This is a genomic window from Sphingomonas cellulosilytica (genome assembly GCF_052321755.1).
Classification (GTDB): domain Bacteria; phylum Pseudomonadota; class Alphaproteobacteria; order Sphingomonadales; family Sphingomonadaceae; genus Sphingomonas.
Genome location: NZ_JBQRTT010000007.1, coordinates 17780 through 33825 on the forward strand (window position 1 = coordinate 17780; position 16046 = coordinate 33825).

Below are 16046 nucleotides of genomic sequence, written 5' to 3' on the forward strand. Positions count from 1 at the left end.
TAGACACATATGATCCGATACGTGCTTGCCGCCATGCTGCTCGCTGCTGCCGGTGCGGCGCCTGCGCAGCTGACGCCGCCGCCGGGCAGCCCGCCGGTCAAGCGGATCGAGCCGTCCAAGGTCATCCTGGTCGGCGATTCCACCACGGCCGTGATCGGCGGCTGGGGGCCGGCGTTTTGCGCCGATCACGTCACCTCGTTCCTCGCCTGCGTCAATCTTGCGCGCGGCGGCCGCAGTTCGGGCAATTACCGCTGGGAGGGATCATGGGACGTCGCGCGCAATGAGATGCGTGTATCCGGCTATCGCCGGACGTGGGTGCTGATCCAGTTCGGCCACAACGACCAGCCAGGCAAGCCGGGGCGCTCGACCGACCTTGCGACCGGTTTCCCCGAGAACCTGCGCCGCTACGTACGCGAGGTACGGGCGCTGGGCGCCACGCCGATCCTGGTCACGCCGCTGACCCGCCGGATCTTCGAAGGCGGCACGCTGGTCGACGATCTCGCCCCCTGGGCCGCGGCGACGCGGCAGGTCGCCGCCGAACTGAAGGTGCCGCTGCTCGATCTCCATGCCGACAGCCGCGCCGCGGTGCAGGCGCTCGGTCCTACCGTGTCGCAGATGTTCGCGCAGCTGCCGGCGGGAACGCAGGCCACCGGCCCCGCCGCTGCGCCCGTGGCGACCGAGGTACAGGTGCAGCCGCTGGCGACGCCGAAGCTCTCCTTCGACAACACCCATCTCGGCAAGGCGGGCGCCGCCTTCTTCGCGACGATCGTGACGAAGGAGCTGGCGGAGGCGGTGCCCGAGATGCGGCCGCTGCTGGTCCCATGAGCGAAAGGTCGACGATGCCGGACACCGGATGCGATATCAGCCGCCGCGACGCGCTTGCGGCGCTGTCGGTCGGCGCGAGCCTCGCGGTGCCCGTGGCGGCTGCCGCCCGGCCGGCTTCGGCCGGCGAGCCCGACCCGGCATCGACGCTATTGTGGTATGCGCAGCCCGCCACCAGCTGGGTGGAGGCGCTGCCGGTCGGTAACGGCCGGATCGGCGCGATGGTGCATGGCGGCATCGAACACGAACATATCCAGCTCAACGAAGACACGATGTGGGCGGGCGGTCCGTACGATCCGGTCAGCCCGGAAGCGCTAGCCGCATTGCCCGAGGTGCGGCGGCTGGTGTTCGCCGGTCGCTTTGCCGAAGCGCAGGCGCTGGTTGGCGAAAAGCTGATGGCGCGGCCGGTCCGCCAGATGCCCTACGGCACCATCGGCACGTTGGTCATCGACTCCGCCGGCGCACCTGCCGCGCCCGCGCCCGCCGCAGCGCCCAAGGGGCTGAGAAGCGACGTCACCCCGGCCGAACCGTCGCGGCCGATCGCCGGCTATCGCCGAGAACTCGATCTCGACGCGGCGGTCGCCGCCACCCGCTGGACGGCTGGCGGCATCGCCTATCGGCGGGAGGTGATCGCCTCGCCGGTCGATCAGGTCGTCGCGATCCGGTTGACCGCGGGCCGGGGTGGGACGATCGATGTCGACCTGTCGCTGACCACGCCGGTGAAGCAGGCGCAGGTCGTCGCCGGGCGCGGCGATGGCGAGATCGTGCTGGCCGGCCGCAACGACGCCTCCAACGGCATCGCCGGCGCGCTCCGCTTCGAGGCGCGGGTCAAGGCGGTCGCCACCGGGGGACAGGTCCGCCACGAGGCTGGGCGGCTGAGCGTGCGCGGCGCACGCGAATGCGTCGTGCTGGTGGCGATGGCGACCAGCTACCGCTGCTTCGACGATGTGAGTGGCGATCCGACCGCGATCACCTCCGGGCAGATCGACGCCGCGGCGCGACGCGGCTATGCGCGCATCGCCCGCAATACGACGGCGGCGCATCGCACCTTGTTCCGCCGGGTGTCGCTCGACCTCGGCCGCGGCGAGGGCGCCGCCCGGCCGACCGACCACCGCATCCGCGATGGCGAGGGCGGCGGCGATCCGTCGCTCGCCGCGCTCTACTTCAACTACGCTCGCTACATGCTGATCGCCTGCTCGCGTCCGGGCAGCCAGCCGGCCAACCTCCAGGGCCTCTGGAACGACACGCCCAACCCGCCCTGGGGCGGCAAATATACGATCAACATCAACACCCAGATGAACTATTGGCCGGCCGAGCCGACCGACCTGCCCGAATGCGTCGAACCGCTCGTCGCGATGGTCCGCGACCTCGCCGTCACCGGCGCACGCACGGCGCGGGCGATGTATGGCGCGCGTGGCTGGGTCTGCCATCACAACACCGATCTGTGGCGTGCCACCGCGCCGATCGACGGCCCCGCATTCGGCATGTGGCCGACGGGCGGCGCGTGGCTGTGCACGCATCTGTGGGACCATTACGATTACGGCCGCGATACGGCCTATCTGGCGTCGGTCTATCCGCTGATCCGCGATGCCGCGCTGTTCTTCGTCGACACGCTGCAGCAGGACCCCACAACGGGCTTTCTCGTCACCAACCCGTCGCTGTCGCCCGAAAACAACCATGGCCATGGCTCGTCGATCTGCGCCGGGCCGACGATGGACATGGCGATCATCAGGGACCTGCTCGGTCAGGCCGCTCAGGCGGCGGCGATCCTCGGCACGGATGCCGAACTCGCCCGGCAGTTCCTCGCCACCCGGGAACGGCTCGCCCCGTACAAGATCGGCCAGCAGGGCCAGTTGCAGGAATGGCAGGCCGATTGGGACGGTGATGCCAAGGATATCCATCACCGCCACGTCAGCCACCTGTATGGCGTATTCCCCAGCCGGCAGATCGACGCCGTCGCTACCCCCGCGCTCGCCGCCGCGGCCCGGCGCTCGCTCGACATCCGCGGCGACGAGGCGACCGGCTGGGCGACCGCCTGGCGGATCGCGCTGTGGGCGCGGTTGCGCGACGGCAATCGCGCGCATCGCATCCTGCGCTTCCTGATCGGTCCCAAGCGCACCTACCCCAACATGTTCGACGCCCATCCGCCGTTCCAGATCGACGGCAATTTCGGTGGCGCCGCCGCGATCGCCGAGATGCTGGTGAGCAGCACGCCCGACGAGATCATCCTGCTACCCGCACTGCCCGATGCGTGGCCTTCGGGTGAGGTGAAGGGCCTGCGCGTGCGTGGCGGCCATCGTGTCGCGATGATATGGCGAAACGGGCACCTCGTGTCGGCAACGGTTACACCGGCGATGGCCGGAACGATCAACGTGCGCTCGGGGACGATCACGCGCACGCTGCACGTCGAAGCGTCGCAACCCGTGCGGGTCACGGCCGCCAGCTTCGCGTAAACAGCTCATGGCAACGGGTATGGAGCCGCATCGATCGTGAGCCGTCACCCGCCGCCCACCGGCTTCCGGCACGTCGCGGGTGCGCATTCAGCGCGTGGTTTCGCTATCTCCCGCCACCAGCTGCATCGGCCATAGTTGCTGCACCGGCACGATGTCATCGGGCTTGTCCTCGTCGAGGAGGGGCAGCAGCGCTTTGGCAAGCGCGACGCCGAGATCGCGCAGCGATAAGGCGAAGCAGGTCGGCCGTGGAGAAAGCGCGTCGGTAAACGGATTGGCGCGGGAGCCGATGACCGACACGTCCCTGCCCGGAACGAAGCCGAGTCCCAGAAGCCCCTTGTAGAGCCCGGTGGGCGCGGTTTCCCCCATTGCAAGCAAGGCGGTGGGCGGATCGGTGAGGCCCATCAGCGCGCGCGCGGCTGCTTCGCCGTCGCGTGCGTCGGCAGCACCTTGGTGGATCAGGCGCCGTTCGAACGGAACACCGGCGGCCTCCAACCGGTCGCGATAGGCGTCGATGACGACATAACTGTTGTTGACCGTCGCAGGCGGCGCGACGAGGCCGATACGGCGGTGGCCGGCGTCCAGGAATCGCCTGATCGCCTGGTCCACCAATCCTTCGAAGTCCAGGTCGATCCAGGGTTGCGTGCCACCCGAGGCGCTCCGTCCCAAGGTCGCGAACGGAATGCCGCGATCGAGCAGGAAGTCGATCCGCGCATCATGGCGCTGCGTCGCGGACAATAACCAGCCATCCGCGATCCCGCGAGACACGCTGCGGCGTAGCGAATCGAGCTGATCCTCGCCGTCACGGCCGAGCAGGATGACGAGGTCGATGCCTTTTTCGACGAGCCCGGCCTGAATCCCCTCGAACAGCGCCATGAAGAACGGGTCGCCATGGGCGGCGCTGTCGTGCCGCAGTGTCAGCATGAACCCGACGATCCCGGTGCGACCGCGCCGCAGTGCACGGCCTGACTGGTTCGGAACGTAGCCATGCTCGGCCGCCGCGGCGATCACGCGTTCGCGCGTGACGGGATTGACGTCCTTCTTGCCATTGAGGGCACGCGACACCGTGCCGATCGACAAGTCGAGGTGCCGGGCGAGGGTTCGGATATCCATGACGGCTTCGTCGCTTCCCCGCGTCGATCACGCAAGCGTCTCTTGACAAGCATACCCGATGCAACGATCCATTGTAAACGTTTACGAATGTGATGGATGGGCGGGGACATCGATGGCGGCATGTGGACGATGGTCTGCGCCTTCGCCGACCGGGGCATGACGATCCAAGCCCGGCGGTCCGCCGTTTCGATGTTGGTGTCGTTTGCCGATTTCGTGTCTTGATCCCAAGGTTTATACTGGGCGCGACATGATTAGCTTGCTCCTCTGAAAGTATAAATAAATGTCTGAAAAGATGAAGGATCGTCTCGGCCGGTCGTTGTTCGACGGGGCAACGATATCGGTCGCCTGTCCGATCTCACGCCGCGGGGCGCTGTTCGGTGCGACCGCGATCGGCGCGGTCGGTGCCCTGCCGCTACCGGCTCGCGCAGAGGGACGGCGGGTCGATCTGTCGATTCCGGTAGATGGGGGTACGCTGGAACTGACGGCACTCAGTTCGCGGGCGATTCGCGTACGCTTCGTGCGGCCGTCCGATCGGCCGATCATGACGATGCCCGACATCCTGGCCGATCCCGACCGGCATTACGCCGGAGCGGCGGTCGAACGGGGCGCGACGCCGTCGCTGCGTCTGCCGGCGGTGCGCTGTACGTTCGATCGCGCGGCGGGCGTACTCAGCTTCCACGACGCGGCGGGGCGCCTGCTGCTGCGCGAGACGCCCGGCACGCGTTCGCTGACGGCGGCTTCGCTGCGGGGTCATGCGACGTTGGCCGCGGCACAGGCGTTCGATTCGCCACCCGGCGAAGGGCTGTATGGCACGGGCTGCTTCCAGGACGGAGCCATGAACCTGCGTGGCCTGCCGCGTCGGCTGACGCAGGTGAATACCCAGATCAGCCAGCCGTTCGTCCTGTCCAGCCGCGGTTATGGCCTGCTGTGGCACAATGCCGGGATGAGCGAGTGGAATCCGCCCGCGGGGCGTCTGGTTCTCGACCGCGTCAACACAGATGGGCCGGCGCAGCGAGTCGATGTCACCACCGGCAACGGCACGGTGACGGTGCAGCGGCGCCCGGCGGTGTTCGAGGGGCGACTGACGGTGACGACGCCGGGCGACCATGCGCTGATGCTCGATCTGGGACGCGAGATGGCGTCGCGCCATTATCTGGAGATCGACGGCAAGGTCCTGACCGATCTTGCCAACGAATGGCTGCCGCCGACCGCCAGCATGGTTGCGCCGCTGAGCGCGGGCGAGCACCATGTCCGTGTGCTCGCGCGGAGCGATGACGCGCCGGTGCTGCATTTCGGCCCTGTACGCCCGACCACGGAGTGGCGGTCGCCGGTCGCCGACGCGATCGACTATGTCGTGATCGCCGGACCGTCGGCCGACGAGATCATGCGCGGGTATCGCGACCTGATCGGCACGACCCCGATGATGCCGCGTTGGGCCTATGGCTTCATCCAGTGTCGCGAACGCTACCATACCCAAGCGGAACTGCTGGAGAATGCGCGTGAATTCCGACGTCGCCGGCTGCCGGTGGACGTCATGGTGCAGGACTGGCTGTATTGGGGCAAATATGGTTGGAACGCGATGCGCTTCGATGAAGCGACCTATCCCGATCCCGCGGGGATGGTCCGCGATCTGCACGCGATGGACATGCGGCTCATGCTGTCGGTGTGGTCGAAGATCGGCCGCGAGACGGAGGTCGGCAAACAGGCCGGGGGGCTGGGATATTACATCCCCAACACCGACTGGATCGATTTCTACAATCCGGAAGCGGCGGCATTCTATGCCAGGAACCAGTCGCGGCGCCTGGGGGTGCTGGGCATCGATGCCTGGTGGCAGGATGCGACCGAGCCGGAAAACGACGATCTGGTCGGGCGCGATACGGCCGCCGGTCCCGGCGGCCGGACGCGGCTCACCTACCCGCTGCAGGTATCGCGCACCGTCTATGACGAACAGCGCAGAGCCTTTCCCGACAAGCGGGTGATGATCCTCACCCGCTCCGCGTTCCCGGGGCAGCAGCGTTATGCCGCCGCGACATGGTCGGGCGATATCGGCAACAACTGGGAGACGCTGAAGCGCCAGATCCCCGCCGGCCTGAACATGGCGGCGGCGGGATACCCCTATTGGACGGTCGATGCCGGCGGCTTCTTCCGGCCGGGCAAGTCGCAATATACCGACCCCGCCTATCACGAGCGGTTCCTGCGCTGGCTGCAATATGCGACCTTCCTGCCGCTACAGCGCGTGCATGGGTATCAGACCGATACCGAGCTGTGGCGTTTCGGGGACACCGTGGAGCGGATCGGGCGGCAGTATCTCGAACTGCGTTACCGGCTGATGCCTTATATCTATTCGATGGCGGCGGATTGCTGGCGTACCGGCGCGCCGTTGATGCGGCCCCTCGTCTTCGATTTCCCCGACGACGTCCGCGCACTGGAGCAGGGACACAGCTATATGTTCGGCCGGGCGCTCCACGTCGCACCGGTGCTTGCGGCGGGAGTCGCCGAATGGCCTGTATACCTGCCGCCGACGCAGGGCGGCTGGCACGATTACTGGACCGGAGAGCGGCGCGAGGGCGGCAAGGTGCATCCGGTTCCCGTGCCTATCGAGCGGGTGCCGCTCCACGTCCGTGCCGGCAGCGTCGTAGCGCACGGCCCGGTGACGCAGTCGACAGCCGAAAGCATCCGCAACCGCATCGAACTCCACGTCTACGCCGGCGCGGACGGTGCGGCGGACATCTATGAGGATGGCGGCCTCGACTATCGGTACGAGAAGGGGGATTATGCGATTGCGCAGGCGCGATGGAACGACGCCGCACGCACGCTGACCCTGCACGGCAGCGGTGCGGGAACCAGAGGCGCCTATGCATCCACTCGCTTCCATGTCGTCGTCCACGACGGGAGCGGTCGCGCCACGCAGCCGGTGCTGATGACGCTGGACGCGCGGCCCGTATCGCGCCGTTTCCCCGCCGCCCCTCCCATCTGACGCGGCAGATGGTCGGCCCGACATGCGCAGGACGGGCATCGGTCGGTCGAGCGCGTATCGGCGCGATGAGACAGGGTAGGGGGGCCAGCGAAAGCGGGTAGCGTTGTGCGATCCGCGATTAGCCCGGCACTCGCGCCGCTTTCGACATTTCTTGCGGGCCGGTTGCAGTCGGCCGCCGCTTCATGGTTGGTCGTGCCCGACACAGACGGGGAGAGTCGATGCATCCGGCCGAGCACGCCGTGCGCGATCCAGCGAAACGCGCCATCGTTATGGCGGCAACCGGCGCGGTCCTCACCTTTCGGGACCTGGACGCATCCTCCAATGCCAGCGCCCGGCAGTTGCGCGCCATGGCCTTGCAGCGCGGCGACGTGGTCGCGACGTTATTCGCCAACGCGCCGGAGGTCTTCGTCTTCGGTTGGGCGGCGCAGCGATCCGGCCTGTATCAAACAGCAGTGTCACCGAAGCTGAGCGCCCGTGATATCGCCTATATCCTCCAGGATGCCGGTGCGAAGCTGCTGGTCGTCTCGCCCGAACATGCCGCGCTGGCCCATGCGGCACTCGCCGAACTGCCGCATCTGCCCGCGTTTCGCTGGCACGGGGCGGACGAGCGGCTGGGCGACTGGAGCGCGGCCGCGACGCGCCACCCGACGACGCCGATCGCGGACGAGAGCGCGGGGACCGACCTGCTCTATTCCTCCGGCACGACCGGGCGGCCCAAGGGGGGCATGCCGGCATTGCCGACGGGTGCCATCGATGCCGGCACGCCGCTCACCCGGATGGGCAGCACCCTGTATGGGATGGGCGTGGACACCGTCTACCTATCGACGTCGCCGCTCTATCATGCCGCGCCGCTCCGCTGGGCGATGGCGGTACAGCAGCTGGGTGGCACCGTGATCGTGATGGAACGGTTCGATGCGGAGGCAGCGTTGCAGCTGATCGAGCGGTACCGCGTCACCCATGCGACGTTCGTGCCCACGCATTTCGTCCGCATGCTGAAGCTGCCCGACGCGGTGCGCACCCGCTACGATCTTGCGTCGCTGAAGGCGGTGGTGCACGCCGCGGCGCCCTGTCCGATCCCGATCAAGCAGGCGATGATCGACTGGATCTGCCCGATCGTCCACGAATATCATTCGGGTACCGAAAGCTGCGGGATCACCGCATTGTCCAGCGACGAATGGCTTCGCAAGCGCGGATCGGTCGGGCGCGCGGTGCTCGGCACGCTGCATATCGTCGACGACGATGGTGACGAATTGCCGCCCGGCGCGGTAGGCAACGTCTTCTTCAGCGATGGTCCCGCCTTTCGCTACCTCAACGATCCCGCCAAGACCGCCGAAGCGCATGACGCGCGCGGTTGGGCGACACTGGGCGACATCGGCCACATGGATGCCGACGGCTATCTCTTCCTGTGCGATCGCAAGAGCTTCATGATTATTTCGGGGGGTGTGAACATCTACCCGTAGGAGATCGAGAACCTGCTGGTCACGCATCCCGATGTCGCCGACGCGGCGGTGATCGGGGTGCCGTGCGAGGAGATGGGCGAAACCGTGCTGGCCGTGATCCAGCCGGCCGCCGGCGTAGAGGCGGACACGCAGCTGGCGGAGGCGCTGCAATCCTTTGCGCGGCGCGAACTGGGCGGCGTGAAGACACCCAGGCGCATCGCCTTTGTCGCCGAACTGCCGCGCGAACCGACGGGCAAGCTGATGAAGCGCCTGCTGAAGGATCGCTACGCCGGCTGATGGGCCGGCGGCGGCGCAGGGCAGGGGCGCAGGGCAGGATCGCGGCCCGCGCGCCGGAGCCTCGATCCTATCGGTGCTTCGACACGGCCGGCGCGAACGGCTCGGTGAGTCGTCCATGGCGCCTCAATCGTGGATCGTCAGCCATTCCGTCGCCGGCGCACGATCGCTGCGGGTGCGATTGGCGGCATCGTCCTTGTCCTCCCAGCCGATGGCGACGCCGCAGAACAGCATGCGCTCGGGCGGTGTTCCGAGCAGCCCCTCGACCGTCACCGAATACAGCGCCCAGGCCTCCTGTGCGCAGGTGCCCAGCCCTTCATCCAGCGCGAGCAGCATCAGGCATTGCAGGTACATGCCCAGATCAGCCCATTGCGGTGGTCCCATGCGGCGATCGACGGTGATGAAATAGGCTGCGGGCGCGCCGAACAGCGCGAAGTTGCGGGCGAACCACGCCCGGCGCGCCGCTTTATCCTCCCGCGGGATGCCGAGATGGCCGTACAGCGCTTCTCCCACCGCCCTGCGGCGCTGGTCGTACACACCGTCCAGCGCAGGCGGGTAGATCGCATAGCCCGGCACCTCGACGATACCGTTGGCGATGACATCGGCCATGATCGCCTTCAGCCGCTCCAGCGCCGATCCGGTCACGATGTCGACATGCCATGGCTGCAGGTTGCCGCCGGTCGCGGCGCGGGCCGCCTCGATCGCGATCCGCCGCAGCGTGTCCGTCGCGACCGGCGTCGGCAGGAACCCCCGCACCGATCGCCGATCCGCGATGCCATCGCGCAACGTCATCGCCGCCGGCCCCTGCGTCATCCCTCTCCGCCCTCATCCAGCCGCGGCAACGTCTTGAGCGGTCGCGTCCCGTCGGCAAGGTCGCCCGCCGCGATCCATGCGCCGGCCGCTACCAGCACGCGCCCCTGCACATAGTCCTTCATCGCATTGACGCTGTCCAACGCGATGATGCGGCCGTCGCGCAGATAGATGACGGAAAAGCTGCGTTCGTCGGGGTCGCCGCGGATGACGATCCGGTCGTGGCCCGCCGACAGGCCGACCGTCTGCAGCTTCGGGTCGTATTGGTTGGACCAGAACCAGGGCACCGCATCATAATGCGTCACGCGCCCGGCGATCGTCCGCGCGGCGGTGACTGCCTGGTCGTTGGCGTTCTGGACGGATTCGAGGCGGATCGTCGCGCCTTGCGCAAAGCGGTTGGGATGCGCCGCGCAATCGCCGATTGCGAAGACATGGGGCACGGTCGGCAGTTCGGCGTGCAGGCGGTCGACGTCCACACGGGTGCGGATCGCATGCACGCCGTCCAGATGATGGCCATCGCACGTCAGGCGTCGCGGCTCGCCGCCCGTCGCCCAGATCAGTACGCCGTAGTCGATCACCGCACCGTTCGCGGTCCGCACCGTCCGGGCGGCAGCATCGACGGCCTCCACCCGCGCGCCAAACAACAGGTCGATGCCGCGCTCGGTTCAGAATGACGCGGGCCGGATCAGGATACGCTCGAATGGTTTGTCGCCCGCCAGATAGTCCTTGGAGAGCGGCGGCCGTTCGTAGGGAAGATCGGCTTCGGCGGCGACGATGGCGATCGTGCCGTCGAACGCCTCCTGCCGCAGGGCGATGGCGGCCTGCGCGCCCGCATGGCCGCCGCCGACGATGACGACATGGTAGCGGTGCGTCACGGGATCAGCACGACCTTGACGCACTCGCCGCATGCCTGCGCCGCGATCGCTTCGTTGATCTCGGCGAGCGGGAAACGCTGCACCAGCCGGTCGAAGGGGAAGCGCCCGTCCCGATGCGCGGCGCGCGCTTTGACATCCCTGGGAGGATACGTATCCCTGTGTCCGGCTGGATCCGTCCGGCGCGAGGGAATGCCGTGAACCGATGATCCAGCGCCGGTCGATCCTGCTGCACCTTGCAGCGCTGCCGCTGTGGCCGACGCTGGCGCGGGCGGCGCAGGATCGTATCGAGGATCTGATCGCGCGGATGACGATCGAGGAGAAGGCGGGGCAATTGTCCTGCTTTTCCGATACCGTCCGCCCGCTCGGCCGGCCGACCAACCCCGGCGAGGCGGCGCGTGATGCGGCCGCGATGCTGGCGGCGATCCGTGCCGGACAGGTCGGCATGCTGTTCAACGGCCATGGCGTCGCCGGCGCACGGCGGGCGCAGCGGGCGGCGCTGCGCAGCCGGCTAGGCATCCCGCTGGTCTTCGCCGCCGACGTGATCCACGGCTATGAGACGATCTTTCCCATCCCGCTGGCGGAGGCGGCGGCGTTCGACCCCGACCTGTCGCAGCGGATCGCACGCGCCGTCGCGCGCGAGGCGACGGCGGGCGGGCTGCACTGGACGTTCGCGCCGATGGTCGATGTCGCGCGCGACCAGCGCTGGGGACGGGTGGCGGAAGGGGCAGGGGAGGATGTCCATCTCGGCTGCCTGCTCGCAGCGGCGCGGGTGCGCGGCTTCCAGGGCGACGACCTGTCGGCCGAGGATGCGCTGTGCGCGACACCCAAGCATTTCGCCGGCTACGGGGCGGTGACCGGCGGCATGGAATATGCCGCGGTGGATATGTCCCCCGCGACGCTGCGCAGTGTCCATCTGCCGCCGTTCGCCGCGGCGTTCGCGGCGGGAGCGGGGGCGGTGATGGCGAGCTTCACCGATGTGGACGGCGTGCCCGCCACCGCCAACCGGCCGCTGCTGACCGGCATCCTGCGCGACGCGATGGCGTTTCGCGGTCCCTGCGTGTCCGATTATCAGGCCGATCGCGAGCTGATCGCGCATGGCGCCGCCATCGACGAGGCCGATGCCGCGCGGCGGGCGATCCTGGCCGGCACCGATGTCAGCATGCAGAGCGGGCTCTACAACGCGCATCTGCCGGCGCTGGTCGCGGCGGGGCGGGTGCCGATGGCGCGGGTCGACGCGGCGGTGCGGCGCGTGCTGGCGCTGAAGGCGCGGCTTGGCCTGTTCGAGCGGCCGTTCCGATCGCTCGACCCCGCCGCCGAGCGGACGCGGATCGGCACCGCGCAGACCCGTGCGCTGGCGCGGGAGGCGGCGACGCGCGCGGTGGTGCTGCTGCGCAACGAGGGCGCGCTGCTGCCGCTCGCGAAGACGACGCGGCGGATCGCGCTGATCGGGCCGTTCGGTGCCGATCCGGCGCAGCTCGACGGACCGTGGAGCTTTGCCGGCTATCGCCGCCGCGGCATCGACCTCGCCACCGCGCTGCGCCAACGATTGCCCGCGGCGGCGACGCTGACCGTCGCACCCGGCTGCGGGATCACGGCGGCGGTCGAGGGCGGCATCGCCGCTGCCGTCGCCGCCGCACGCGACGCCGACGTGGTGCTGCTCGCGATCGGCGAGGGCGCCGATATGTCAGGCGAGGCGAACAGCCGGACCGCCATCACCGTACCCGCCGCGCAGCAGGCACTGGCCGACGCGGTCGCGGCGACCGGCACACCGCTGGTCGTGCTGCTCCGCCACGGCCGCGCGCTGGCGCTGGAGGGGGCGGTGGCGGCGGCGCCGGCGATCCTGGCAACGTGGTTCCTGGGCTGCGAGACGGGGCCGGCGCTCGTCGACATCCTGTTCGGCGATGCCGAGCCGACCGGACGGTTGCCGGTCAGCTTCCCCTTCGCGACCGGGCAGGAGCCCTGGTCCTACGATCGCCTGCCGACGGGGCGGCCGCCACCGCCCGAGCCGCAGCCGCAGGGCGGCACCGGGCGGTGGCGCGATGCGCCGGATGCCGCCCGTTACGCCTTCGGCCACGGGCTGGGCTACACCCGCTTCGCGATCGAGGGCGTCGGCGTGCCGCCGGTGCTGGGCGAGACGGGGGAGGTGACCGCCACCGTCCGCAACATCGGGGCGCGGCGGGGCACCCATGTCGTCCAGCTCTACGTCCGCCAGCGGGTGGCGAGTCGCGCACGGCCGGTGCGCCAGCTGAAGGGCTTCGCGCGCGTGACGCTCGATCCCGGCGCCGCCGCGACGCTCTCGCTGCCGCTGGGACGCAACGATCTGGCGATCGTCGATGCGGACGGGCGGTGGGCGGTGGAGCCGGGCGTGGTGGATATCTGGATCGCCTCCAGCGCCGCCGATACGGGCCGGCATGCGGCAACATCATTGGGGTAAATGTGCTCGGAAAGTCACAGCCGCGCGATTGTTTCACCCGTGCAATGGAAGTGCGGAAACCACAGGCGTAATGGACGTTTTCGCGGAACATCCGGCGCAGAGACCGGAGCCGCTGGGGACGATGATATGCTGAACCTTCGACTGTCGATCCGCGCCGCGCTGCTGGCGGGAAGTGCGTCCTTCGCCTGCGCGCCGGCGCTTGCGCAGCAGACGAGTGCCGACCCCTCCGTCGCGACGCCCGCCACCACCGCGCCTGCCAACGACACCGCCGCCGCGGCGCAGACCGCCGCCGAGCCGCGTACGCCACCGGGCGCGCAGCCGCCGGCGAGCGATGGAGCGGACCTCCAGGACATCGTCGTCACCGGCAACACCTCGGGCAAGCGCACCCTGTTCGACAGCTCGTCGAACGTGACGCTGGCAAGCCAGGCGGACATCCAGCGCAAGGCGCCGCGATCGACCGCCGAGACGCTGGAACTGGTGCCCGGCATCTTCGTCGAGGGCACGGCGGGGCCGATCTCCAACAATTATTCGGTGCGCGGCCTGCGCGGCGGCGCGCAGACGTTCGTCACGTTGGAAGAGGACGGCATGCCGATCCTCTACGGCGGCGGCGGCGCCGATTTCTACTTCCAGAACGACATCACCATCGCGCGGATGGAAGCGGTGCAGGGCGGCACGTCGGGCGTGCTGGCACCCAATGGCGCCGGTGCGACGATCAACTTCATCTCGCTGAAGCCGAGCTACGACAAGGCGGTCGCCTCGGCGCGGCTGACCGGCGCCACCTATGGCGATTTCCGGGCCGACGGCTATTTCTCGGCGCCGATCACCGACAGCGTCGCCTGGAGCGTCGGCGGCTACGTCCAGTCGCAGAAGGGCCTGCGGAACACGCCCTTCACCTTCTTCGGCTACAATCTTAAGGCGATGATCGAAAAGCGGTTCGACGACGGCGGCACCGTGCGGCTGACGTACAAGCGCATCGACCAGAACAATCCCTATTACGCCGACATGCCGTTCCGCGTCAGCGCCAGCGGCGATATCAGCAGCGTGCCGGGGCTGGACCTGAAGCGTGACGATGTCGGCGGCCGCTACTTCACCCAGTTCCTCGTCCCCGACGCCGCCGCGACCGGCAATCCGGTGCGGGCGTTCCGTTCGAGCGAGGGCGTCGGCGTCAAGGCGAACACCTATCGCATCGATATCGAGAAGCCGGTGTCGGAAGGCATCAGCCTGTTCGCCCACGCCCGCTATCTCGATGGCAAGTACGACTTCAACGGCATCTTCCCCGGCTCCGGCGCGGGCACCGCGGGGCTGACCTCGGCAGTCAATTACCTCAATCCGGCGGTGTCGCCGCTCGCCGGGCTGACGCCGCTGCGCGCTGCCACCTTCACCTATTTCCAGGTCGCGCAGTTCCGTTTCCCCGGCACCTCGCAATACGGCCTGCGCGATATCCGCACCGGTGCGGTGATCCCGGCGAGCAACACCGCGGCGCTCAACGCGCTGAACGGCAACGGCCTGCTCCAGCAGACGGTGCTGAACCACCAGACGCTGTCGACCAAGGATTTCGGCAGCAACTTCGGCGCGAAATGGGATGCGACGGGCGGCAGCATCCAGAATTCGCTGACCGTCGGCGGGATGTATTACAACGTCCGCCGCAAGAACGACCAGTCGGCGGTCGCCACCGTCATCAACGACGTCACCAACGACAGCCACGTCTACGACATCGTCGCGCTGAATGCGGGCGGACAGGTGCTCGGCTCGCTGACCAACAACGGCATGGTCAATTACGGCAACTGGGGCCAGGGCCTGTTCAAGGACGAGGTCAATTCGATCTCGGGCTATTTCAACGACGAATTGCAGATCGGCGACAACCTGCACATCGACTTCGGTGCGCGTTACGAGCATCAGCACGTCCGCGTCGACGTGGGTCAGCAGGCGACGATCAACGATCCGGTACAGCCCGGCACGCCCGGCATCTACGACAACGTCGGCGCGTCGTTCAACGGCCAGTACGCCCGCGTGTCGGATTCCTACAACAAGCTCGCCTATACCGGCGGTATCAACTACACGCTGACCCGCAACATCGCGCTGTACGTGCGTGGCGCCTATGGCTTCCAGACCAACGGCGGCAATGCGGGCGGCCTCGGCGGCAAGCCGACGGGCCTGACCCTGTACGAAGGCGGTGCACGCTTCCAGTGGCCGGGCTTCAACGCGTCGGTCATCGGATTCCGGACCGAGATCAACGACCTGTCGTACCAGTTCATCAACCCGGCCAACCCGACCCAGCAGGCGAACGCCGTGGCCGACAGCCGCACCAACGGCGTTCAGGTCGACATGGACATCCGGCCGATCACCTTCTTCAGTGTGAACGTCATCGGCGTCTATCAGGACCCCAAGCTGACCAACCTGACGTTCAGCCAGCCGATCCCCGGAGCGTATGACGGCAACGTGCCGGAGCGGACGCCCAAGAAGCTGCTGACGGTGACGCCGTCGTTCATCCTGCCTTCGGGGATGGGCGAGATCTATGGCCGGTGGAAATATGTCGGCAAGATCTTCGCCGATGCCGGCAACGGCATCGCGCTGCCCGACTATAGCGTGTTCTCGGTCGGTGCGAGCTTCAACCTGAGCGACCGGGTGAACATCAACGCGAGCCTCGACAATCTGACCAACGCCAAGGGGTTCACCGAAGGCAACCCGCGGCAGGGGCAGACGCAGACGATCACCAACGGCTATTTCTATGGCCGCGCGATCTACGGGCGCAATGCGATCATCAGCGCGACGATCAAGTTGTGATGCGCCCCGGTCATCGGGCGCTCGCGTCCGATGACCGGTCCTTGTATC

At 68.2% G+C, this 16046-nt stretch carries 7 protein-coding genes and 2 pseudogenes; 6 read left to right on the plus strand and 3 right to left on the minus strand.

Going from position 1 to position 16046, the window contains the following annotated elements; translation table 11 throughout:
- Nucleotides 1–9 precede the first annotated feature (9 nt).
- Together ACTZQ5_RS11640 and ACTZQ5_RS11645 are read left to right on the plus strand one after the other, a co-directional pair.
- A complete protein-coding gene (locus tag ACTZQ5_RS11640) occupies nucleotides 10–825 on the plus strand; it encodes a rhamnogalacturonan acetylesterase (RefSeq protein ID WP_443585354.1) in 816 nt (271 codons plus the stop codon).
- A 14-nt stretch (nucleotides 826–839) separates the two neighbouring features.
- Entirely contained in the window at nucleotides 840–3275 is a 2436-nt protein-coding gene (locus ACTZQ5_RS11645) for a glycoside hydrolase family 95 protein (protein WP_443585355.1), read from the plus strand.
- 87 nt (nucleotides 3276–3362) lie between these two features.
- Here ACTZQ5_RS11645 and ACTZQ5_RS11650 read toward each other — a convergent pair whose 3' ends face one another.
- Nucleotides 3363–4385: a substrate-binding domain-containing protein gene (locus ACTZQ5_RS11650; protein ID WP_443585356.1), complete on the minus strand. Its 1023-nt coding sequence runs from the start codon at nucleotides 4383–4385 to the stop codon at nucleotides 3363–3365.
- Nucleotides 4386–4677: 292 nt separating this feature from the next.
- Between ACTZQ5_RS11650 and ACTZQ5_RS11655 the strand changes: the two genes are divergently transcribed.
- Together ACTZQ5_RS11655 and ACTZQ5_RS11660 are read left to right on the plus strand one after the other, a co-directional pair.
- Complete coding sequence (locus ACTZQ5_RS11655) at nucleotides 4678–7362, plus strand: glycoside hydrolase family 31 protein (protein ID WP_443585357.1); 2685 nt, start codon at nucleotides 4678–4680, stop codon at nucleotides 7360–7362.
- A gap of 218 nt (nucleotides 7363–7580) precedes the next feature.
- Nucleotides 7581–9098 (plus strand): annotated as a pseudogene (locus ACTZQ5_RS11660) (acyl-CoA synthetase).
- 123 nt (nucleotides 9099–9221) lie between these two features.
- Here the strand turns inward: ACTZQ5_RS11660 and ACTZQ5_RS11665 are convergent.
- Both ACTZQ5_RS11665 and ACTZQ5_RS11670 read right to left on the minus strand, forming a co-directional pair.
- The gene (locus tag ACTZQ5_RS11665) at nucleotides 9222–9908 is read right to left on the minus strand and encodes a nitroreductase family protein (protein WP_443585358.1); all 687 of its coding nucleotides are present in this window, start codon (nucleotides 9906–9908) and stop codon (nucleotides 9222–9224) included.
- A pseudogene (locus ACTZQ5_RS11670) lies at nucleotides 9905–10813 on the minus strand (NAD(P)/FAD-dependent oxidoreductase). The gene ACTZQ5_RS11665 and the pseudogene ACTZQ5_RS11670 overlap by 4 nt, the downstream one beginning before the upstream one ends.
- Nucleotides 10814–10982: 169 nt before the next feature.
- Here ACTZQ5_RS11670 and ACTZQ5_RS11675 point away from each other — a divergent pair.
- On the plus strand, nucleotides 10983–13214 hold the full coding sequence (locus ACTZQ5_RS11675) for a glycoside hydrolase family 3 N-terminal domain-containing protein (RefSeq protein WP_443585359.1): 2232 nt from the start codon (nucleotides 10983–10985) through the stop codon (nucleotides 13212–13214).
- Nucleotides 13215–13340: 126 nt separating this feature from the next.
- Nucleotides 13341–15998, plus strand: a complete 2658-nt coding sequence (locus ACTZQ5_RS11680; protein ID WP_443585360.1) for a TonB-dependent receptor — start codon at nucleotides 13341–13343, stop codon at nucleotides 15996–15998.
- Nucleotides 15999–16046: the final 48 nt, after the last annotated feature.

Excerpts from the sequence above, each read along its gene's own strand:
- ACTZQ5_RS11665 (WP_443585358.1), bottom strand. The coding sequence starts at position 9,908 with ATGACGCAGGGGCCGGCGGCGATGACGTTGCGCGATGGCATCGCGGAT.
- ACTZQ5_RS11640 (WP_443585354.1), top strand. The coding sequence starts at position 10 with ATGATCCGATACGTGCTTGCCGCCATGCTGCTCGCTGCTGCCGGTGCG.
- ACTZQ5_RS11655 (WP_443585357.1), top strand. The coding sequence starts at position 4,678 with ATGAAGGATCGTCTCGGCCGGTCGTTGTTCGACGGGGCAACGATATCG.
- ACTZQ5_RS11645 (WP_443585355.1), top strand. The coding sequence starts at position 840 with ATGCCGGACACCGGATGCGATATCAGCCGCCGCGACGCGCTTGCGGCG.
- ACTZQ5_RS11650 (WP_443585356.1), bottom strand. The coding sequence starts at position 4,385 with ATGGATATCCGAACCCTCGCCCGGCACCTCGACTTGTCGATCGGCACG.
- ACTZQ5_RS11675 (WP_443585359.1), top strand. The coding sequence starts at position 10,983 with ATGATCCAGCGCCGGTCGATCCTGCTGCACCTTGCAGCGCTGCCGCTG.
- ACTZQ5_RS11680 (WP_443585360.1), top strand. The coding sequence starts at position 13,341 with ATGCTGAACCTTCGACTGTCGATCCGCGCCGCGCTGCTGGCGGGAAGT.